The organism is Mycobacterium sp. Soil_C_30 (assembly GCF_057656995.1).
Window position 1 is genome coordinate 1 of sequence record NZ_JBDGJH010000013.1, and the last position, 19,829, is coordinate 19,829.

General features: G+C 66.5%; 18 protein-coding genes. 13 read left to right on the forward strand and 5 right to left on the reverse strand.

Annotation, left to right across the window (positions count from 1 at the left end; all coding sequences use genetic code 11):
* Window positions 1-140 precede the first annotated feature (140 nt).
* Window positions 141-530: a hypothetical protein gene (locus AC3A6P_RS22345; RefSeq protein ID WP_487693980.1), complete on the forward strand. Its 390-nt coding sequence runs from the start codon at window positions 141-143 to the stop codon at window positions 528-530.
* Here AC3A6P_RS22345 and AC3A6P_RS22350 read toward each other — a convergent pair.
* On the reverse strand, window positions 514-948 hold the full coding sequence (locus tag AC3A6P_RS22350) for a DoxX family protein (RefSeq protein ID WP_487693981.1): 435 nt from the start codon (window positions 946-948) through the stop codon (window positions 514-516). The two genes, AC3A6P_RS22345 and AC3A6P_RS22350, sit on opposite strands and share 17 nt — an antisense overlap.
* Window positions 949-1,182: 234 nt before the next feature.
* Between AC3A6P_RS22350 and AC3A6P_RS22355 the strand changes: the two genes are divergently transcribed.
* The 8 genes from AC3A6P_RS22355 to AC3A6P_RS22390 are packed head-to-tail and all read left to right on the forward strand — an operon-like array spanning window position 1,183 to window position 10,507.
* On the forward strand, window positions 1,183-2,853 hold the full coding sequence (locus AC3A6P_RS22355; protein WP_487693982.1) for an ABC transporter substrate-binding protein: 1,671 nt from the start codon (window positions 1,183-1,185) through the stop codon (window positions 2,851-2,853).
* Window positions 2,854-3,891, forward strand: a complete 1,038-nt coding sequence (locus tag AC3A6P_RS22360) for an ABC transporter permease (RefSeq protein WP_487693984.1) — start codon at window positions 2,854-2,856, stop codon at window positions 3,889-3,891.
* Window positions 3,891-4,853, forward strand: a complete 963-nt coding sequence (locus AC3A6P_RS22365) for an ABC transporter permease (protein WP_487693986.1) — start codon at window positions 3,891-3,893, stop codon at window positions 4,851-4,853. Before AC3A6P_RS22360 ends, AC3A6P_RS22365 begins: the two co-directional genes overlap by 1 nt.
* Window positions 4,850-5,878: an ABC transporter ATP-binding protein gene (locus AC3A6P_RS22370; RefSeq protein ID WP_487693987.1), complete on the forward strand. Its 1,029-nt coding sequence runs from the start codon at window positions 4,850-4,852 to the stop codon at window positions 5,876-5,878. The genes AC3A6P_RS22365 and AC3A6P_RS22370 overlap by 4 nt, the downstream gene beginning before the upstream one ends.
* Complete coding sequence (locus AC3A6P_RS22375; RefSeq protein WP_487693988.1) at window positions 5,875-6,879, forward strand: ABC transporter ATP-binding protein; 1,005 nt, start codon at window positions 5,875-5,877, stop codon at window positions 6,877-6,879. Before AC3A6P_RS22370 ends, AC3A6P_RS22375 begins: the two co-directional genes overlap by 4 nt.
* A gap of 18 nt (window positions 6,880-6,897) precedes the next feature.
* Entirely contained in the window at window positions 6,898-7,419 is a 522-nt protein-coding gene (locus AC3A6P_RS22380) for a 2Fe-2S iron-sulfur cluster-binding protein (RefSeq protein WP_487693989.1), read from the forward strand.
* The gene (locus tag AC3A6P_RS22385; RefSeq protein WP_487693991.1) at window positions 7,416-8,411 is read left to right on the forward strand and encodes an FAD binding domain-containing protein; all 996 of its coding nucleotides are present in this window, start codon (window positions 7,416-7,418) and stop codon (window positions 8,409-8,411) included. Before AC3A6P_RS22380 ends, AC3A6P_RS22385 begins: the two co-directional genes overlap by 4 nt.
* Window positions 8,408-10,507 carry a xanthine dehydrogenase family protein molybdopterin-binding subunit gene (locus AC3A6P_RS22390; RefSeq protein ID WP_487693993.1) on the forward strand — a complete coding sequence of 700 codons (2,100 nt, stop codon included), beginning with the start codon at window positions 8,408-8,410 and terminating at the stop codon, window positions 10,505-10,507. The genes AC3A6P_RS22385 and AC3A6P_RS22390 overlap by 4 nt, the downstream gene beginning before the upstream one ends.
* A gap of 2 nt (window positions 10,508-10,509) precedes the next feature.
* On the opposite strand, the gene AC3A6P_RS22395 is transcribed toward AC3A6P_RS22390, so the two are convergent.
* From AC3A6P_RS22395 to AC3A6P_RS22405, 3 genes are read right to left on the reverse strand one after another with little or no spacing between them, the layout of a single operon-like run.
* On the reverse strand, window positions 10,510-11,466 hold the full coding sequence (locus tag AC3A6P_RS22395) for an SIS domain-containing protein (protein ID WP_487693995.1): 957 nt from the start codon (window positions 11,464-11,466) through the stop codon (window positions 10,510-10,512).
* Complete coding sequence (locus tag AC3A6P_RS22400; protein ID WP_487693996.1) at window positions 11,463-12,641, reverse strand: glucosamine kinase; 1,179 nt, start codon at window positions 12,639-12,641, stop codon at window positions 11,463-11,465. The genes AC3A6P_RS22395 and AC3A6P_RS22400 overlap by 4 nt, the downstream gene beginning before the upstream one ends.
* Window positions 12,613-13,926, reverse strand: coding sequence for a glycosyltransferase (locus AC3A6P_RS22405; protein ID WP_487693998.1), 1,314 nt, complete (start codon window positions 13,924-13,926; stop codon window positions 12,613-12,615). The genes AC3A6P_RS22400 and AC3A6P_RS22405 overlap by 29 nt, the downstream gene beginning before the upstream one ends.
* A 104-nt stretch (window positions 13,927-14,030) precedes the next feature.
* On the opposite strand from AC3A6P_RS22405, the gene AC3A6P_RS22410 reads away from it, so the two are divergent.
* Window positions 14,031-15,854, forward strand: coding sequence for an amino acid permease (locus AC3A6P_RS22410; RefSeq protein ID WP_487693999.1), 1,824 nt, complete (start codon window positions 14,031-14,033; stop codon window positions 15,852-15,854).
* Window positions 15,851-16,732, forward strand: a complete 882-nt coding sequence (locus AC3A6P_RS22415; protein ID WP_487694000.1) for a universal stress protein — start codon at window positions 15,851-15,853, stop codon at window positions 16,730-16,732. The genes AC3A6P_RS22410 and AC3A6P_RS22415 overlap by 4 nt, the downstream gene beginning before the upstream one ends.
* Window positions 16,733-16,738: 6 nt before the next feature.
* Here the strand turns inward: AC3A6P_RS22415 and AC3A6P_RS22420 are convergent, their stop codons facing one another.
* Entirely contained in the window at window positions 16,739-18,460 is a 1,722-nt protein-coding gene (locus AC3A6P_RS22420) for a DUF6345 domain-containing protein (protein ID WP_487694002.1), read from the reverse strand.
* A gap of 196 nt (window positions 18,461-18,656) precedes the next feature.
* Here AC3A6P_RS22420 and AC3A6P_RS22425 point away from each other — a divergent pair, with 196 nt between their 5' ends.
* The gene (locus AC3A6P_RS22425) at window positions 18,657-19,472 is read left to right on the forward strand and encodes a C1 family peptidase (RefSeq protein WP_487694003.1); all 816 of its coding nucleotides are present in this window, start codon (window positions 18,657-18,659) and stop codon (window positions 19,470-19,472) included.
* A 38-nt stretch (window positions 19,473-19,510) separates the two neighbouring features.
* Window positions 19,511-19,783, forward strand: a complete 273-nt coding sequence (locus tag AC3A6P_RS22430; RefSeq protein WP_487694004.1) for a protease inhibitor I42 family protein — start codon at window positions 19,511-19,513, stop codon at window positions 19,781-19,783.
* Window positions 19,784-19,829: the final 46 nt, after the last annotated feature.

The window sequence follows — 19,829 nt, forward strand, 5'->3', positions numbered from 1 at the left end:
ACCGCGACGCAGGAACCCCACTCGGCACAGCAAACCCCCACGCTCAGAAATGTTTCTCTGACCGTATGAATCCGCCTCGCACTTTCGGGCCCAAACTCACGTTTGGGCGAGGTGGTGGGGGCCGGTGGCACACTGGAGTCATGAGCAGCAGCAATAATCCCTTCGGCTTCGATCCCGAGGACTTCGATCGCATGGTCCGGGAAGCCGGTGAAGGTCTGCGCGAAGCGTTCGGGCGGGTGTTCGAGACCGGTGGCCAGCGTGGGGGCTGGAACATGTTCTTCGATCAGGGCGGTCACCGGCCGCGGCCCGAGCCCGAGACCACCGGCGATACCGGCGACGGGGTGTGGGCCATCTACACCGTGACCGAGGACGGCTCAGCGACCGTGGAGCAGGTGTTCGCCACGGAACTCGACGCCCTCCGCGCCAACAAACACAACACCGACGCCACGCGGAAGGTGCGGTTCCTGCCCTACGGCATCGCGGTCAGCGCGCTGGACGAAGCGGATCGGTCGGCTACCGACGAGGCTTAGCGGCGGCGGTCGACCACAGCGCCCACGCCACCAGAACCGGCTGGAACAGCAGTCGCACGAACCTCTTGGTGTCGCTGTTGAGGCCGAAGCCGTCGCGCTTGTTGACGTACTGCGCGATGTTGCCGGGGAAGACGGCCACGAAGAACGCCGCCAGCAGCCGGCCCACCAGCACGCGGTCGCGGCGCAGAAGTGCCAGACCGGCACCGAGCACGATCTCCACCCCACCCGAGGCCATCACCACGCCGTCCGGATCCATGGGAAGCGATTTCGGCACCTGGGCCTGGAATTCCTGACGGCCCCAGAAGAGGTGACTCAGCCCGGCGAACACCATGGCGCCGGCCAGAACCAGACGAGCAGCCGTGCGCGCCGGTGTGGTGGGTGGCGGGGGCGGAAGCTCCGCCGAAACAGGTGAGGTCACCCCCTACAGATACCCCACGCTCCCGGCGCTCCACCAACCGGTTGCGTGGGCGCTAATTACAGGAATGTTTCCTGTCAAAAGTCTGTGAAACGGGAAAAATTTCAATCCTTAGCGAGCCAAAACTGTTTTTCTCGTCCAAGATGGCTCCTCGAATCCTGATCGAGGCGTAAACGTGGACCGGAACCCGACCGGTCGCAGTACACCCACGCCCCGCGGAACCAACTGAGGAGCCCGATGAGCACCCTGCGCACCACCCTGCGCAAAACCGCTGTCCTGTTCTGCATCGCCACCGTCGCCGCCTTCGGTGTCGCCGCGTGTGGCGGAGACGACGACGCGGGCGGCGGCTCCAGCTCGGGATCCGGGGGCGGCGAGATCAACATCTCGATGACGTCGTTCCCCGACTACATCGACCCGCAGCTGTCGTACACCGTCGAAGGGTGGGAGACGCTCTACAACGTCTACACCCCGCTGCTGACCTACAAGCACGCCAAGGGCGAGGACGGCACCGAGGTGGTGCCCGGCCTGGCCGAGGCGATGCCCGAGGTCTCGCCCGACGGCAAGACCTACAAGCTCAAGCTGCGGTCGGACATGTTGTACTCCGACGGCACGCCCATCAAGGCGTCGGACTTCACCTACGCGATCCAGCGGCTGTTCAAGGCCGACTCGGGTGGCTCGGTGTTCTTCAGCGGCATCGTCGGCGCGCCCCAATACGCCGACGGATCCGCGGACACCATCTCCGGCATCGTCACCGACGACGCCACCGGCGACATCACCATCACCCTCGACGCGCCCAACGGCACCTTCGAGAACGTGCTCGCGCTGATGTTCTCGGCGCCGGTTCCGCCGAGCACCCCGCTGGCCGATGACACCACCAACAATCCGCCGCCGTCGAGCGGGCCGTTCATGATCACGAATGTGGAAGCCCCACAGACGTTGACGCTGGAACGTAACCCCAACTTCGAGACCGTCAAAGCCGCCGGCGCCACCGAAGTGGCCGACGCCCAGGTCGACAAGATCACGGTCACCCAGAACAAGAGCAACTCCGCCCAGGTGACCGGAGTGGAGCAGAACACCATCGATTTCATGGTCGACCCGCCGGACGCCGACCGGCTCCAAGAGGTCAAAACCCGCTTCGGAGAACGGTTCCGGCTCGAGGAATCGATCAACACCTACTACTTCTGGATGAACAACCAGACCGCTCCCTTCAATGACGTGCGGGTGCGCCAGGCGATCAACTACGCGATCGACCCCGAAGCCCTCAACCGCGTGTTCGGCGGTCGCATGCACGCAACCCAGCAGATCCTCCCGCCGGGAATGCCCGGCTACGAGGAGTACAAGCTGTACCCGGGACCTGACATGAACAAGGCCAAAGAGCTGCTGGCTCAGGCCAATCCGGCCGACAAGGACATCACGGTCTGGACCAACGACGAGCCTGACCGCAAGCGGATCGGCGAGTACTACCACGATCTGCTCAACCAGCTGGGTTTCAACGCCACGCTGAAAGTGATCGCCGGTGACGTCTACTTCACCACGATCGGCAACCAGTCCACGCCGGACCTCGACACCGGATTCTCCAACTGGTTCCAGGACTTCCCGCACCCGGACGACTTCTTCCGTCCGCTGCTCAACAGCGACGCCATCCTGCCCACCAACGGCAACAACTTCTCCCGGGCCTCCATCCCCGCGCTGGACGCCAAGATGAACGAGTTGCTGACCAAGCAGCTCACCGACGGGGACACCGAGCAGCAGTACGCGGCGTTGGACAAGGCCTATATGGAGCAGGCGGTGTGGGCGCCGTACGGCAACGAGCAGTACACGACGTTCGTCTCCGAACGGATGGACTTCGACAAGGCCTACAGCCATCTCCTGTTCAACCAGGACTGGTCCGCGCTCGCCATCAAGTAAATGGCCACTCCTACTGATGCGGTGGAGGCACCCGGGGAACCGGTGCTGCCCACCGGTGTTCCGGCCGAGCAGATCCGGGGCCGTAGCCCGTGGTACCTGGCGTGGTTACGTCTGCGCCGCAACAAGGTGGCGCTGGGCTTCGGGGTGCTGTTCGTCCTGATCGTCGTGTTCTGCCTGGCGGCGCCGCTGTGGGCCGATCACGTGGCGCACACCGGACCCAACGAGAACCACATCACCGACACGGTGATGATCGACGGCAAGGAAACCGACGTCGTATCACCCGACGGCACACCGATCGGACCCGGACTGCACGGCCGCTACCTGCTGGGGGCCGACCAGAACGGCCGTGACGTGATGGTGCGGTTGATGTACGGCGGGCGGACATCCATCTACATCGGAGTGGCCGCCGCGGCGATCACCACGGTGTTGGCGGTCCTCGTCGGCCTGGTGTGCGGCTACTACCGCGGCTGGATCGATGCGCTGCTGTCACGCGTCATGGACGTGGTGTGGGCCTTCCCGGTGCTGTTGCTCGGTATCGCGCTGGGCACCGCACTTGCGTTGGGCGGTTTCAAGATCGGCGACGTGCAGGTGGCCGGGGACTCGCTGTGGATCCCGATCCTGATCATCGGCCTGGTGTACGTGCCGTACATGGCCCGGCCGATCCGCGGTGAGGTGCTGGCGTTGCGGGAGAAGGAGTTCATCGAAGCGGCAGTGGCTCAGGGCAAGGGGCCGCTGCGCATCATGTTCACCGAACTGCTGCCGAATGTGGTGTCGACCATCATCGTGTTCTTCACGCTGAACATCGCGAACAACATGCTGCTCGAATCGGCGCTGTCGTTCCTCGGTGCGGGTGTGCGGGCGCCGAACGCGTCGTGGGGCACCATGATCGCCGACGGTTACCAGACGATCTACACCGCGCCGCATCTGACGATCGTCCCCGGTCTGCTGATCGTGTTGACGGTGTTGTCGCTCAACGTGTTCGGCGATGGGTTGCGCGACGCGCTCGATCCCCGCGCCAAGATCCGGATGGAGCACTGATGCTTCGTTTCGTCGCCAGGCGGGTGATCGGCATGGTCGCGGTGCTGTTCGCGATCTCGATTCTGGTGTTCCTGATCTTCAACGTCATCCCCAACTCCGATCCGGCGGCGCGCATCGCCGGCAAGAACGCCGACCCCGAACTCATCGCGCGGGTCAACGCCGACCTCGGTCTCGACCAGCCGCTGCCGGTGCAGTACCTGACGATGATGAAGCAGATCTTCACCGGAGAACTCACCTCGTACGCGAGCTCGCTCAACGTCGTGGACCAGATCTGGAAGGGCCTGCCCGCCACGCTGTCGCTGTGCGTGGGTGCGGCGGTGCTGTGGATGGCGCTGGCCATCTGGTTCGGTTATCTGAGCGCGGTGCACGCGGGCAAACTCACCGACCGGGCGCTGACGGTGCTGAGCCTGGTCGGTATCTCGATGCCGGTGTTCTGGCTCGCGGCAATTCTGTTGTACTACTTGAGTTTCAAAGCTGAGCTGTTCCCCACCAGCAGTTACGTGCCGCTGACCAAGGACCCACTGGACTGGGCGTATCACCTGATCCTGCCGTGGATCACCCTGGCGGTGCTCTACGTGGGCTTCTACAGCAGGGTGTTGCGCTCCAACATGCTCGACGTGATGAACGACGACCACGTCCGTACCGCCCGCGCGAAAGGAATCAGTGAACGTCAGGTCCGCATCAAACACGTGCTGCGAAACTCGATGATCCCGATCGTGACCCTGTTCGGGTTGGATTTCGGGGCCGTCGTCGGCGGGGGAGCGATCCTCACCGAGACGGTGTTCAACATCAACGGTGTCGGTTTGTACGCCGGGCAGGCCATCGGCTCGCTGGATCTGCCTCCGCTGATGGGCGTCACGATGTTCGGCGCCTTCTTCATCGTGCTGTTCAACACGCTGGTGGACATCGCGTACGCATTCCTGGACCCCCGCATCCGATTGGGAGAGGCGGCACCGGTATGAGCCCCATCCTCGAAGTCAATGACCTACGAGTCGGTTTCGCCACCCAGGACGGCATGGTGCACGCCGTCGACGGCGTGTCGTTCGACCTGTCCGCCGGTGAGGTACTGGCCGTCGTCGGCGAATCCGGCAGTGGTAAGAGCGTCACCGCCCAGACGCTGATCGGCCTGACCCGGGCTCCGAACGCCACCATCGGGGGCTCGGTCCGCTACCGCGGCACGGATCTGGTGACGCTCAGCGACAACGACCTGCGCAAGGTGCGGGGCAATGACATCGCCATGGTGTTCCAGGATCCGATGACCTCGTTGAACCCGGTGTACCGGGTGGGTGACCAGATCGCGGAGATGATCCGGGCGCACCGCGACGTCTCCCGCGCCGAGGCCCGGGACCGGGCGGTCGAACTGCTTCGTTCGGTCGGAATCCCCAATCCTGAACGGCGGGTGCGTGATTACCCCCATGAGTTCTCCGGCGGTATGCGCCAACGGGTGATGATCGCGATGGCGCTGTCGCTGGAACCGGACGTGCTGATCGCCGACGAACCCACCACCGCGCTCGACGTCACGATCCAGGCGCAGATCCTGCGCCTGCTCGACGATCTCAACACCCAGCGTGACCTCGCGGTCATCCTGATCACCCACGACCTCGGAGTGGTGGCGGAGGTGGCCGACCGGGTGCTGGTCATGTACGCCGGGCATGTGGTGGAGGACGCGAGTGTCGACGACATCTTCTACGATCCCCAGCATCCTTACACCTGGGGGCTTTTCGGCTCGCTGACGCCGCTGGACGCGCCGCAGCACAGCCGTCTGCCGCAGATCGGCGGCGCCCCGCCGTCGCTGCTGTCACTGCCTTCCGGCTGCCGGTTCGCCCCGCGCTGCCCGCACGCCTTCGAGGCCTGCGACACCCCGCCACCGCTGGAACCCCGGAGGTTCCCGGAGCACCTGGACCGGTGCTGGCTGGAACCGGAACAGAAGTCGACACTGCGTGATGTCGACGGCCGGATCGGGTTGCGGAAACCGGTCGCCTCATGACTGAACCGCTTCTGGAAGTCACCGACCTGGTCAAACACTTCCCGATCAAGGCGGGCGCCGTCATCGAACGCGAGGTCGCGCGGGTGCGCGCCGTCGACGGGGTGAGCCTGGTGCTCCACGAAGGCGAAACCCTGGGGCTGGTGGGCGAGTCCGGCTGCGGCAAGTCCACACTGTGCCGGCTGATCATGCAGCTGTTGACCCCGACCTCGGGGTCGGTGCGCTTCGACGGCCAGGAACTGGTGGGCCGGTCGCGACGGGAACTGCGCCCCATCCGCAGGCACATCCAGATGGTGTTCCAGGACCCGTTCGCCTCACTGAACCCACGCAAGCGGGTCGGACAGATCATCGGCGACGCGATGGAACTGCACGGCCTGGCCGGCGGCGGCGACGTCAAGCGCAAGGTCCAGGACTTGCTGGACCGGGTCGGGTTGCAGGCCGAGCACATCAACCGCTACCCCCATGAATTCTCCGGTGGACAGCGCCAGCGGATCGGCATCGCGCGGGCGCTGGCGCTGCGCCCGAAGCTGATCATCGCCGACGAACCGGTCTCGGCGCTGGACGTGTCGGTGCAGGCGCAGATCATCAACCTCCTCGAGGACCTGCAGGACGAGTTCAAGCTGTCCTACCTGTTCGTCGCGCACGATCTCGGTGTGGTGCGGCATGTGTCGGATCGGGTGGCCGTCATGTACCTCGGCAAGATCGTCGAGACCGGGATGTCAAACGATCTGTATGACAAGCCGTTTCACCCATACGCCAACGCACTGCTGTCCGCGGTGCCGATCCCGGACCCTCGACGCAACTCCGCGCGGGAGCGGCTCATCCTCGAAGGGGACGTCCCCAGCCCGATCGACCCGCCGTCGGGATGCCGCTTCCACACCCGGTGCCGCTGGGCCACCGAAGTGTGCACCGCGGAGGAGCCGCTGTTGGTGACACATGAGCCCGCGCATGCGGCGGCCTGCCATCACCCGCGGCACCTGGAAGCGGCGTTTGGGGGTAGCTGACCCGGGTATCCGGCGCACATGTCTGCGCCCAATCCCTGTACCGACGTGACTCTGGAGGTCGACGGCCAGCGCCACGAGCTGCGGGTCGACAACCGCGTCACCCTGCTGGACGCCCTCCGTGAACACCTGGGCGTACGCACCGCGAAGAAGGGTTGTGACCACGGCCAGTGCGGTTCGTGCACCGTCCTGGTCGACGGCCGCCGGGTGGTCAGCTGCCTGTCGTTCGCGGTCGCCGCGCAGGGCAGTCAGGTCACCACCGCCGGGGGCCTGGGTTCCGGCGAGGAGTTGCACCCCGTGGCCCAGGCGTTCTACGACGAAGACGCCTTCCAATGCGGGTACTGCACGCCGGGACAGATCTGTTCGGCGGTCGGCATGCTCGATGAGGCCAAGGCCGGAGCCCCGAGCTTTGTCACCGACGACCTGGAGCACGTCGCCGAGCTCACCCGCGAGGAGATCCGGGAACGGATGAGCGGCAATCTGTGTCGTTGCGCGGCGTATCCGAACATCATCGCCGCCATCGAGGAAGCGGCCACCCGATGAGACCGTTCGAATACCACCTCGCGGCCAGCCCCGCTGACGCCGTCGCCACCCTGGCACGTCGGCCGGACGCCGCCTACCTGGCCGGCGGCACCAACCTCGTCGACCACATGAAACTCGGTGTCGCCAATCCCGGGCTGCTGGTGGACGTCAGCCGGCTCGACCTAAGTGAGACCACGGCGCTGCCGGAGGGCGGTGTGCGCATCGGCGCCACCGTCCGCAACAGCGATCTCGCCGCGGATCCGGTGATCCGGTCCCGCTACCCCGTGCTGACCCGGGCGTTGCTGTCCGGAGCCTCGGGACAGTTGCGCAACGCGGCCACCACCGCGGGCAACCTGCTGCAGCGCACCCGCTGCGTGTACTTCCAGGACGTCACCACCCCGTGCAACAAACGTGAACCCGGCAGCGGCTGCTCGGCGATCGGCGGGTACCTCCGTTACCACGCCATCCTGGGTGCGTCCCCGCAGTGTGTGGCCGTCCATCCCTCCGATATGGCGGTGGCCATGGCCGCGCTGGACGCCGAGGTGGTGATCCAGGGTGACAACGGTGAAAGGCGTGTGCCGGTCGAAGAGTTCCACCGGCTGCCGGGCGAGGAGCCGGAACGGGACACGGTGTTGCGCCACGGCGAACTCATCACAGCCGTCGAGCTGCCGGCGCCACCCGAGGGCGCGGTGTCGAACTATCGCAAGGTGCGCGACCGCGCGTCGTACGCGTTCGCTCTGGTCTCGGTGGCGGCCGAACTCGTGGTGACGCCCTCCGGCGACATCCACTCCGCCAGAATCGCTTTCGGCGGGGTGGCCCACAAACCTTGGCGGGCCCGCAAAGCCGAGGGTGTGCTGACGGGTGCACCGGCCACCGAGGAGACCTTCCGCGCGGCTGCCGATGCCGAGTTGGCGGCGGCCGAACCGCTGCCCGGCAACGAGTTCAAGGTCGACCTGACCCGCCGCACCCTGATCGCCGAACTGCGTGCACTCAGTGGGAGGCAGCGCTCATGACGATGCTCGAACCCCGCTCGATCGGCCAGCCGGTCGCCCGCCTGGACGGTCGCGCCAAGGTCACCGGCACCGCGCCGTACGCCTTCGAACAGGCCGTCGACAACCCGGCTTATCTGCACCCCATCCAGTCGACCATCGCCCGTGGCCGGGTGATCGCGATGGACACCGCCCAAGCGCGCGCGGTGGACGGTGTGCTCGATGTCCTGACCGTGTTCGACGCACCCGAACTGGCCGATGACTCCGACGGCGAACTGGCGATACTCCAGGATCAGCGCGTGCATTTCCGCGGCCAGTTGATCGGCGGCGTGGTGGCGGAGACAGCCGAAATCGCCCGTCACGCTGCGGGTCTGGTGGAGCCGGACTATGAGCAGGAGGCTCACGACGCCGAACTGACCCCGGATCACCCGGGTCTGTACACACCGGAATCGGTGAATCCGTCCTACGATCCGGACACCGACGACGGGGATGTCGAGGCCGCGCTGGCCGCTGCCGAGTTCGTGGTGGACCAGACCTATACGACCCCCATCGAGCACAACAACCCGATGGAACCGCACGCCTGCATCGCGCAGTGGTCCACCCGCGGCGGGCAGCCGTCGATCACCATGTACGACTCCACCCAGGGCGTGCACGTGGTGCGAAAGACGTTGGCGCCCATCCTCGGTGTGGAACCCGAACAGCTGCGGGTGGTGGCCCCGCACGTGGGTGGCGGTTTCGGTTCGAAGGGGGCGCCGCACGCCCATGATGTCCTGGTGCTGCTGGCCGCCCAGCGGGCCGGCGGGCGCCCCGTCAAGCTGGCACTGACCCGGCAACAGATGTTCTCACTGGTGGGGTACCGCACCCAGACCATCCAGCGTCTGCGGCTTGGTGCCGGTGGCGACGGCCGGCTGACCGCGCTGGTGCACGACGTGGTGGAACAGACCTCAGCGGCCAAGGAATTCGCCGAGCAGACCGCGGTGACCTCGCGCAAGATGTACGCCTCACCGAACCGGCGGACGTCGCACCGGCTGGCCAAACTCGATGTGGCGATCCCGTTCTGGATGCGTGCGCCGGGGGAGTGCCCGGGCACCTACGCCGCCGAGGCCGCGATGGACGAACTTGCGGTGGCCTGCGGCATCGACCCGGTCGAGCTCCGGATCCGCAACGAACCCGAGGTCGACCCGGAAACGGGTAAACCGTGGTCCGGTCGCCACCTGGTGGAGTGTCTACGGCTGGGGGCCGAACGGTTCGGCTGGGAAACGCGTAACCCCACTCCGGGACAGCAGATGTCCCAGGATTGGTTCATCGGGATGGGAGTGGCGTCGTCCACGTATCCCGGAATGGCCATGCCCGGCAACGCCGCCCGCATCACCTACGCGGCCGAGGGGCGTTACGCGGTCGCCATCGGCGCCGCCGATATCGGCACCGGAACCTGGACGACGCTGACGCAGATCGCCGCCGACGCACTGGGCTGCGGCGTGGACGCCGTCGACCTGCAGATCGGTGATACCGATCTGCCACCGGCGTCGGTGGCGGGCGGGTCGTCCGGCATGACGTCGTGGGGCACCGCGATCGTCACGGCGGCCGAACAGTTCCGGCGCGACCACGGCGATCCCCCGGCCGTCGGCGCGACGACGATGGCGGAATCATCGGGTCCCGAGTCCGACGACTTCACCGTGCAGTCCTTCGGAGCCCAATTCGTCGAGGTCCGGGTGCATCGCGACACCGGCGAGATCCGCGTACCCCGGATGCTCGGGGTGTTCGACGTGGGGCGGGCCATCAACGGCCGCACACTGCGGTCGCAACTCATCGGCGGTATGACCATGGGCCTGTCGATGGCGTTGCATGAGGAAAGCGTCCGCGACACGCGTTTCGGCCATGTGGTCACCCAGGATCTGGCGACCTACCACATCAGCTCACACGCCGATGTCGAGGACGTCGACGCCATCTGGCTGAACACGCCGGACGAGCACTTCAACGTGATGGGGTCGCGGGGAGCCGGTGAGATCGGGATAGTGGGCGCCGCCGCCGCGGTGGCCAACGCCGTCTACAACGCGACCGGCGTGCGGGTGCGTGATCTGCCCGTCACCCTGGACAAGGTGTTGGCCGGCTGGCGCTGAGGTCACTGCCTCTGCCAGGCGCGGGCGGCGAGCAACTCCGGGACCACCACCTCGGTGAGCAGGCGGACGTCGTCGTCGGTGTCACCCGGATACCGCAATTCGTACCCTGCGCCTGGCACCTCACCGCCGACACCGACGACGGTGCTGCCGCGGGCGGTGGTCCACTCCGCCAGTTGGTTCTCCCAGGCCGAGCCGGCGAAGACCAGCAGCCGGTAGTCGGTGGTCTTGGTCAGGTAGACGTCGACGTGGCTCCAGTCGCCGGTCTCACATCCCACCGCCGGAAGCCGCGGGCCTTCTCGCACCATCAGCGACCCCTGCTGCGCAGAACAGAGCCGCTGTGCGGGCGCAGCCAAGTGGGTTCCATCCGGCCCCAGCAGGAGTCCCGAAAGCTCCGGCTGCCAAGTGCTTTCGGTGTCGAGGAGGTGTTGGGTGGCTTCGGCCGACCTGGTGATGGTGTCAGTCGGGGTGTCCCTGCCGGTGAGGTGGCATTCGAGCGCTATCAGCAGCGCCAGCGTGTGCTGATAACTGCGGCAGGCGACACCGCCGACCTCCGGTTCCGCGTGCAGTGCCACGGTGGCATCGCAGGCTTCGGTGATCGGGGAGTCGGCGGTGTTGGTCAGCGCCACGGTGGGCACCTGCCGGCGCAACCGGTCCAGGGCGTCGAGGGTTTCGACGGAGCCGCCGCTGGCCGAGGTGGCCACCACCAGAGTGCCGGGACCCCAGTCGGGCAGCAGTGAGGACGACGCCAGCTCCGATGTGACGATGAGCCCGCGGGCGCGCATCCTCGCCGCGGCCACCCCGCCGGCGTAGGCCGACGAGCCCATTCCGAGCAGGACAACCCGCTCGACATCCGGCGAAACGACAGCGGCCCAGGGATTTTCGGCGGCCAGAGTCTCAGCGAGCCGACCCAGGACCTCCGGCTTGCGCTGCACGTCGGCCAGGAACCCTTCGGGTTTCACAGCGGTGACCTTTCATCGAGAAGTGCGGGCAGTGCCGCATCGGGGATATACATCCACCGTGGCAGATGCCGGGCGGCGTAGATGATCTCGCGCAGCACCTGCTGCAGGCGGAAGGCGCGCAAGACGGTGTGGTCGAGTTCTCCGGCGTAGCCACCGAGGAACGCCGCGCGTGCGGCGGCGTCCACCTCGGCGAGTATGTCGGGGTCCAGGTCGGTGTACTTGCGGGCGACGACGGCGGCGTGGGCCAGTGATTGGGTCATGCCCGCGACATCGAGGGCTGCGGGAATCGGCAGCATCCGCTGCCGTGCCGGGAGCACCGGGTTGCCGTCGAAATCGGTCACCACGAACCGGTGGCCGCTGCGCAACACCTGGCCGACATGCAGATCACCGTGACCGTCGAGCACCGGTGTACCACCCAGCGTGCCCACCGCGCCGAGGATGGTCGCGATCTCGTGGCGGCGGGTACGGGCGGTGGTGATACTCGCGGAGTCGCCGCTGGCGCAGGCGATGTCGAGGGTGCCCATCGCGTCCTCATGCCAACGTTGAGCGTCCTCCGGCGCGGCGGTGGTGGTGGTGCTCGCCAGTGCGGTGTGCAGGTCGGCCACCAGAATTCCCACCGCGGTGGCTGCCTCGACGACAGGGCCGGGATCACGCGTGAGGACGGCCCGGGTGATCAGCTCCACCGCCCAGGTCCAGCCGTCGACGGCACCGGGCAGGTACTCGTCCACGCTGGCCACCAGGGTCTCGTCACCGTCTGGTGAGCGCCAGGTGATCAGCCCCCACGGTGTCGGCATGCCGGTGAATCCGGCTTCGCGCAGCGTGGTGATCCGGTGCGGCGCCGGGTGCGGACCGGCTTCGAGATGGGTGGCCCACTTGACCACCGCGGTGGCGCCGACGATCACCGATTCGTTGGTCTGGTCGACGCCGATGGCCCGCTCACCGGTGGCGGTACGGGTGCTCCACGAGTGAATGGTGAAGCGGCCCTGGTCTTTTGATCCGCGTGCCAGGACTGTCAGGAGCGCCTCGGCCGCACCGTCGCCGGGTCGGGCGCGGACGTCGCCGACGTGGGGGAGCGCGGCCAGTCCGTCGCCGTCGGGCACGATGACGAGCCGCCTGCCGCCGCCCAGGTCGAGGGCGTCGAGGAAATCAGGCAACCGACGCCCGGTGCTGGACACCGACCTCTTCGATCACGTCGGCGCCCACTCGCAGCCCGTCGCGCCGGCGCACCGCGGCGCCGATTCCGTCCATGCGCTGCCGCAGCGCGGTGTCGGCGAGGAGGCGGTCCACCGCCGCGGTCAGTTCATGATCGGCGAAGGCGTAGGTGTCGAGCCGGATGCCGAAGCCGAGTTCGGCTATGCGCTGGGCGTTTTCGTACTGATCCCAGAACAGCGGCAGTACGATCAGCGGTTTCCCGAAGTGCACGGTCTCGGTGACGGTGTTGTTGCCGCCGTGGGAGATCACCAGATCGACCTGGGGAATGACCGTGGTCTGCGGGAGCATCTGTGCGCCGACCATGTTGTCGGCCAGCGTGATCCGGTCGGCCTGCGGCCCCATACTGACGATGTAACGGTGTCGGGTGGTACCGAGCACGTCGACCAATCGTTGCATGAGCGCCACGTCGGCGCCCCCGAGCGAGCCGAGAGACAGGTAGATGAGACCGCTGTCGGCGGGCCGGCCTGTCACCGTTTCCGGCAGTGGGTAGTCGTCATCGGTTTCCCGCACGCTGGAGTCCATCCGGGTCCAGGTGCCGTCGAGCGGACGGACATCGGTGTAGTCGGCTTCGGCGGGGTAGACGTACAGATTGGCCGCATTGGCGCGGGGCATGAACTCCAGCTCCGGCAACGCGGGGGCGCCCTGGGCCTGCACCCAGGCGTCGAAATCGGACCACATGGCGCGGTGGGTTCGGGCGAACTCGGCGCGGTAGTGGTCCCAGTCGGTGCGGTCAGCGCTCGGCAGACCCGAGAACGGCGGAGGCACTTCAGGGCCGGGGATTTCCAGCGGGCTGCAGGAGACGATCCGCACGAAGGGCGCTCCCGCGGTGACCAGTGCGGGGAACAGCACCACGTTGTCTTCGACGATCACGTCCGGGCGGTGAGTGGCGATGATCTGACGCAATCGGGGCTCGCTGTACTTCGCGCCGTCGATCAACGCCTGATAGGTCGGCTGGATGAACGACTCGAGCTGCTCGATCGTGGGTTTGCGGAACTCCGGCGCGGTTTCGGCGATGAAGTCGGTCCAGAACTTGCCCGCGTCCTGCTCGTTCGCCTCGGGATCGGGTTCGGCCAGATCGACGAGTTCCTCGATGAAACCGAACGGTGCGAGTTTGCCGGCCCAGGAACTCTCGGCGGCGAAGACGATGGTGTGCCCGCGGTCGCGCAGGATCGCGGCCAGTCCGATGCATTGATTGGTCGGCCCGTAGGCCGACTCGGGCCAGAACATGATCGTCAGCGGTGTCGGCATGTCACGAAGATACCGGCGGCAGACCAGCTCGCAGGGGGAGTGAGCTGCATCACATTCGGGTACCCCAGGTTGGTTCATCGTCCAGTAGGCGGTTGGGGGATCTCATGAGCGCAGCACCCACTCTGAAGAAGGCGCTTTCGCAGAGACAGCTCACCATGATCGCCATCGGTGGTGTCATCGGCGCGGGGCTGTTCGTCGGCTCGGGGGTGGTGATCGGCGATACCGGTCCCGGCGCCTTCATCACCTACGGTCTGGCCGGCGTGCTGATCATCATGGTGATGCGCATGCTCGCGGAAATGGCCGTCGCGAACCCGTCCACCGGGTCGTTCGCGGACTATTCGCGCAACGCCATGGGCGACTGGGCCGGCTTCTCCGTCGGCTGGCTGTACTGGTACTTCTGGGTGATCGTGGTCGGCTTCGAAGCGATCGCCGGTGCCAAGATCGTGCAGTACTGGATCGACGTGCCGCTGTGGCTGTCCGCACTGATCTTCATGGTGCTGATGACGGCCACCAATCTGTTCTCGGTGGCCTCCTACGGTGAATTCGAGTTCTGGTTCGCCGGTATCAAGGTGGCCGCGATCATCGCGTTCATCGCTCTGGGTGCCGCGTTCGTCTTCGGGCTGTGGCCCGGAAAGTCGGCTGATTTCTCGAATCTCACGGACAACGGTGGATTCATGCCGTTGGGTTTCGGGGTGATCACCGTCGGCATCGTGACGGTCATCTTCTCCATGGTGGGTGCCGAGATCGCGACCATCGCGGCTGCGGAATCCGCCGATCCCGAACGGGCGGTGGCCAAAGCCGCCAACTCGGTGATCGTGCGCATCCTGGTCTTCTACGTCGGGGCGGTGCTGCTGCTGGTGACGATCCTGCCGTGGAACGACGCGGGGATGGCGGCCTCACCGTTCGTCGCGGCGTTCACCGAGATGGGCATCCCGTACGCCGACCACGTGATGAACGCCGTGGTGCTGACCGCGGTGCTGAGCTGCCTGAACTCCGGCATGTACACCGCTTCCCGGATGCTCTTCGTGCTGGCCGCTCGACGGGAGGCGCCGTCCGCGCTGGTGCGGGTCACCAGGCGAGGGGTGCCGATGAACGCGATCCTGGCGTCGTCGGTGGTCGGGTTCCTCTGCGTGATCGCCGCGGCGGTGTCACCGGACACGATCTTTGCGTTCCTGCTGAATTCGAGTGGCGCGATCATCCTGTTCGTGTACCTGCTGATCGCCCTGTCGCAGATCGTGCTGCGCTACCGGACTCCGGATTCGGAGCTGCGGGTGAAAATGTGGTTGTTCCCTGTGCTTTCCATCCTCACCGCGGTGGCAATCGTCGCCATTCTGGTGCAGATGTTCATCGATCCGGCGCTGCGCTCCCAGTTGGTGCTGAGCCTGCTGTCCTGGGCAGTGGTGATCGTGTTGTTCGCCGCGAACAAGTGGTTCGTGAAGCGGCGCCCGGCAGTGACGGACGAGGTGTCGACCGTGACGCCACACCGGGTACTCGTGCTGGCCAATCACACCGTCGATTCCGCGGAGCTGCTCGAGGAACTGGAGCGCATCGGGGCCGACCGGGAGACCCGGTATCTCGTGGTGGTGCCCGCCAGCCCCGTCGACACCGGTGCCGCGGCCACGCACGGACCGCGCGATGTCTCCGAAGCCACGCAGGAGGCGGCACAGGCGCGGCTCGACACCACCCTGTCTGCACTGCGCGGTCAAAACCTGGACGCCGACGGCGAACTCGGTGATGAACGCCCCCTGCGGGCACTGGAACACGCGGTCGGGAGGTTCGGCCCGGACCAGATCGTCATCTCGACCCTGCCGCCGGAGTCATCGATCTGGCAGCGCTTCGACGTCGTGGACCGCGCCCGTGCCCAGTTCAAGTTGCCCGTCACCCACGTGGTGGCGAGATCGGTTGAGGTCAATCAGGTCCCGCGATGACCATCATCGCGGGGTTCAGCGCGAGCCGACAGGGGATGGCGCCGCTGTATCTGGCGGCGCAGGTGTCACGGTGCACCGGAGCCAGGATCGTGGCCGTCGCCATCGTCGAGCGGCCGTGGCCACCCAAGGCGGGTGCCGTCGAGAACGAATATCTGAATTACATTGCCGCCCAGGCCAAGGACGCACTGACACAGATGGCGGAGCAGATGCCCCGCGGCTTGGACGTGTGGCAGCTGGTGCATCAAGCCTCCTCCATTCCGGCGGGTCTGACCGAACTCGCCGCTGAGATGAACGCGGAGCTCGTCGTCGTCGGGTCGTCATCGTCTGGACTGCTCGGCCGGGTCGCCCTGGGCAGTGTGACCGATCGACTGGTTCACACCGCCGCGGTACCGGTGGCGATCGCGCCGCGCGGATATCCGGCACATTCGGGTCAGATCAATCGGCTGACGGTGGCCTATGGCGGGCAGGCCGACGCGGTGGGGTTGGTGGCCACCAGCGCGGAACTGGCCCAGCGGTGGTCGGCGCGCCTGCGGATCGCCTCCTTCACCGTGCGCCCACCGCGGATGTTCCGCGGCGGCATCGAGCCGGCGGCCGAAGATCTTGTGGTCGACGCATGGGCGCGCCGGACCCAGGAGGGGATCGCCAAGCAGATGCAGGAGATCCGCTCGGGGATCGACACTCTGGACGCCGAAGTGGTGATCGGGGCCGGGCCGACGTGGCGTGAGGCGGTGGACTCCCTGCAGTGGAAGCCCGGCGACCTCCTGCTGTTGGGTTCCGGTGCGGCGGGGCCGGCCGCCCAGGTGTTCCTGGGTTCCGCCGCGGCACGAATCCTCCGGCATGCGCCGGTACCGACGATGATCGTGCCGCGGCGGCAGTGAGTGGACCTAGCCCGTGATCGGCGCTTCCACCCGGTAGCGCTTGTACAGACCGCTGCCGAAGTCGACCTCGATATCGCGGGAGGCCACCAGCGTGGCCTGATCGCCGGCCACGGCGTAACCGATCTCGGTGGTGGCGGGCACCACGGAGTACCCCACCGGCATCTGACCCCGCAGCGCCCACCGCGACAGGTGCCTGGCCCACGAGGCGCCGAGGCGTGCTTCTGCACTGTCGGCCGAAGCGCGTGCGGACACCTCGGTGCCGTCGGGCGCGGGTGTGGGTTGGGCGTTGCCCCGGGTCAGCCGGTCCACGGTGCGCGTCGAGTCCGCCACGCGTGTGACCGTCCCGTCGTTGTCCACCGACACCCGTACTTCGCCGGCACCGGGGGTGACGACGGGCAGGCCGTTGATGAGCTGCTTGAACTGAACCGTCGTCTCGGTGACGAACGGGTCCAACAGCTCTCCGCCGCCCTGAGCGCTGCCACCGGCTTCCATCGCGTACCGCACGCTGTCGAACACCAGCTGCGCGTCGCGGTTCAACCCGTACAGGCTCACCGCTTCCTGGGCGATGGCGGCCACCTGATCGAGCGAAAGCTGGTTGTGATTGCGGTAATTGGATGCGGCGAGTTGCGCCTCCACCGAGCCGTCCGCACCGAATGCCACACCGGCGTTGTCCTGCACCACGCGGTAGGCGCCGCTGCGGGACACCGTGATCTCGCGCGGCACGGTCAGCGGTAACCCGTACCGGTTCACCTCAGAACGCAACACGTTCTCGCCGATCTGAATCGGTCGCAGCTGGGCCACCGAGAGATCGTCCGGGATGGCGGTCAGTTTCTCGCGCGTCGCCATGTTCGACGGGGCCATCCGAGCGGCGTTGTACCAGCGCCACTCCCACCAGTCCCGGCTCGCATGCTGCCACGCGAAAGACCGCTCGTTGTACAGACGGTCGGCAGCTTCGGCCTGGTTGGCCCCCACCGCGACGACCGACGGCACCTGGCCGGTCGAGATCCGCCAGCTGGCATCCATCCACGCCGTGCTGAACGACTTGCCCTTGTTCCACTCCTCGAAGAAGTACCTACCGTAGTTCGGGTTGTCGTAGCTGATGGTCTCGAACCCGAACAGCATCCGGAAGCCGAGATTCGAGTTGCCCCAAGCGCTGAGCGGATTCAGCGGCGCGTAGACCGGGCAGGCCAAACACGTCGACCAGAACAGGTAGTTGGCTCGTTCGTTGCCCAAGCGCATCTGGTCAGACCAGGCGTCGCTGCCCTGATCCGACCAACTGGCACCCATCGGGAACCACACCCGGCCGTCGGCCAGGCGGCCGCCGTGGCCGGAGTGGTACATCACGTTGACGGCATCGGCTCCGTAGGTGTCCTGCCAGTTGTCGAACTCTTCGTAGTAAGCCCAGTTGGCCACATTGCCGTCGCGGTACCAGAAGTTGGGCGCGGTGAACCCGGCCACGTAGTCGTAGAACCCTTGCGCATCGTCGTGGGTGTAGGTCAGTGGACTGGAGTTGGCGAAGGTCTCGATGGAGAAGAAGCCGTAGGCGTTGGCGCCGGCCCGCTGTCCATTGGTCTTGCCATTGGTCTTGCCGTCCCGCGACGCCGGACTGTCGTGCGGATCCTCCCCGACGCCGGTGCCCAGCACCAGATGGGTCTCGGGCACCGGGGCGGCGACGACGTTGGTGGTGTCGGTGCTGCGCTTGGGTACCGCTGTCTTTGTTGTGGACATCTGAACTCCTTCGAAAAGTGAGACGCCACAGCAGGAGTGGGCGCCGGCGAGGGAATTTCGCCTGCCCGCGATGGTCCCCGCCGCTGGACGGGGCGAATAGAGTACCGCGCTACTCGTGCTCGGCCCCGGCGGTCCGGCCACCATTTTCACGGCTGCGCAATTCCGCGCGTCCACTGTTCCTACAGGGGGCCCGATCATGGCGAAAACAACCAACAAGCGTGCCGAACAGAGCCGTATCTGCAATCTGGTGCCGACACCGGAGGCGAGCACGAGGACCGACTGGCGTTTCACCGATGCCGTCGAGGCCGGGGCGTTCGGTGCGGTACGGGCGAACCCGTCGAGTCTCGATCTGCGTGAGCCCTGGTGGACCATCGGGGATCAGGGCGCCACCGGGTCATGCGTGGGCTGGGCCACGGCCGACGGTGTGGCCCGCGGTGTTTTCGGCGCCGCCGGCAGACTGCCGGAGGACACCAAACTCTCACCGCGGTTCGTCTGGATGGCCTGCAAGGAGACCGACGTGTTCACCAGCCGACCCCAGACCATGATCGAGGGTGCGGGTACCACGCTCAAGTCGGCGGTCGACGTGTTACGCGATTACGGGGCGGTCCCGGAGTCACTGCTGCCCTTCAAGATCGACACCGCGATGTACATCGGTAACGAGAACGCCTTCTATGCGGCTGCCGCGCGGTACAAGGTGGCGTCCTATTTCAACCTCGGTCTCGAACTGGACAACTGGCGATCCTGGCTGGTGCAGCGCGGCCCGATCCTGGTGGGACTCAACGTCGATTCGACCTGGGACAAGGCCACCGACACCGGTGGAAAGCTCGACGTCTTCAAGCCGGGGACCACCCGCGGTGGACATGCGGTGGCTGTGGTGGGCTACACCGACGACGAGCGATTCATCATTCGCAACAGCTGGGGCACCGGCTGGGGTGATGATGGATTCGCCTACGCCAGTGAGAACTACATCAGGGACGCCTTCTTCAACGAGAGCTACGGGGTGACACTCTGATCACGCTGACCGACCACGACAACGGCACCAGGGTCACCGTGCGCGTCGGTGACACCGTCGAGGTCCGGCTGGCCGAGAACGCCACCACCGGATACCGCTGGGCCGCAGAGGACGTCGACGCCGCTGTCGTCGAGCTCCTCGACACCTCGGCCGACTACCCACCGTCGGTGGTCGGGGCGTCCGGAGTGGCGGTGTTCCGCGTGCTGGTTCGTGGTGCCGGGTCGGTGACCCTGGGTTTCAAATGCTGGAGGCCCTGGGAGGGCGACGACGGGGTGGTTCAGCGGTTCGCCGTGGTGATCACCGCCGCCTGACGGGAATCGCGCTAATCCTGCGGCAACGCAATGGAGTTCTTAGTAT

Bases quoted from the DNA above. Each gene is read 5' to 3' on its own strand.
- AC3A6P_RS22345 (WP_487693980.1), top strand. From the start codon at position 141: ATGAGCAGCAGCAATAATCCCTTCGGCTTCGATCCCGAGGACTTCGAT.
- AC3A6P_RS22355 (WP_487693982.1), top strand. From the start codon at position 1,183: ATGAGCACCCTGCGCACCACCCTGCGCAAAACCGCTGTCCTGTTCTGC.
- AC3A6P_RS22360 (WP_487693984.1), top strand. From the start codon at position 2,854: ATGGCCACTCCTACTGATGCGGTGGAGGCACCCGGGGAACCGGTGCTG.
- AC3A6P_RS22365 (WP_487693986.1), top strand. From the start codon at position 3,891: ATGCTTCGTTTCGTCGCCAGGCGGGTGATCGGCATGGTCGCGGTGCTG.
- AC3A6P_RS22370 (WP_487693987.1), top strand. From the start codon at position 4,850: ATGAGCCCCATCCTCGAAGTCAATGACCTACGAGTCGGTTTCGCCACC.
- AC3A6P_RS22375 (WP_487693988.1), top strand. From the start codon at position 5,875: ATGACTGAACCGCTTCTGGAAGTCACCGACCTGGTCAAACACTTCCCG.
- AC3A6P_RS22380 (WP_487693989.1), top strand. From the start codon at position 6,898: ATGTCTGCGCCCAATCCCTGTACCGACGTGACTCTGGAGGTCGACGGC.
- AC3A6P_RS22385 (WP_487693991.1), top strand. From the start codon at position 7,416: ATGAGACCGTTCGAATACCACCTCGCGGCCAGCCCCGCTGACGCCGTC.
- AC3A6P_RS22390 (WP_487693993.1), top strand. From the start codon at position 8,408: ATGACGATGCTCGAACCCCGCTCGATCGGCCAGCCGGTCGCCCGCCTG.
- AC3A6P_RS22405 (WP_487693998.1), bottom strand. From the start codon at position 13,926: ATGCCGACACCGCTGACGATCATGTTCTGGCCCGAGTCGGCCTACGGG.
- AC3A6P_RS22410 (WP_487693999.1), top strand. From the start codon at position 14,031: ATGAGCGCAGCACCCACTCTGAAGAAGGCGCTTTCGCAGAGACAGCTC.
- AC3A6P_RS22415 (WP_487694000.1), top strand. From the start codon at position 15,851: ATGACCATCATCGCGGGGTTCAGCGCGAGCCGACAGGGGATGGCGCCG.
- AC3A6P_RS22420 (WP_487694002.1), bottom strand. From the start codon at position 18,460: ATGTCCACAACAAAGACAGCGGTACCCAAGCGCAGCACCGACACCACC.
- AC3A6P_RS22425 (WP_487694003.1), top strand. From the start codon at position 18,657: ATGGCGAAAACAACCAACAAGCGTGCCGAACAGAGCCGTATCTGCAAT.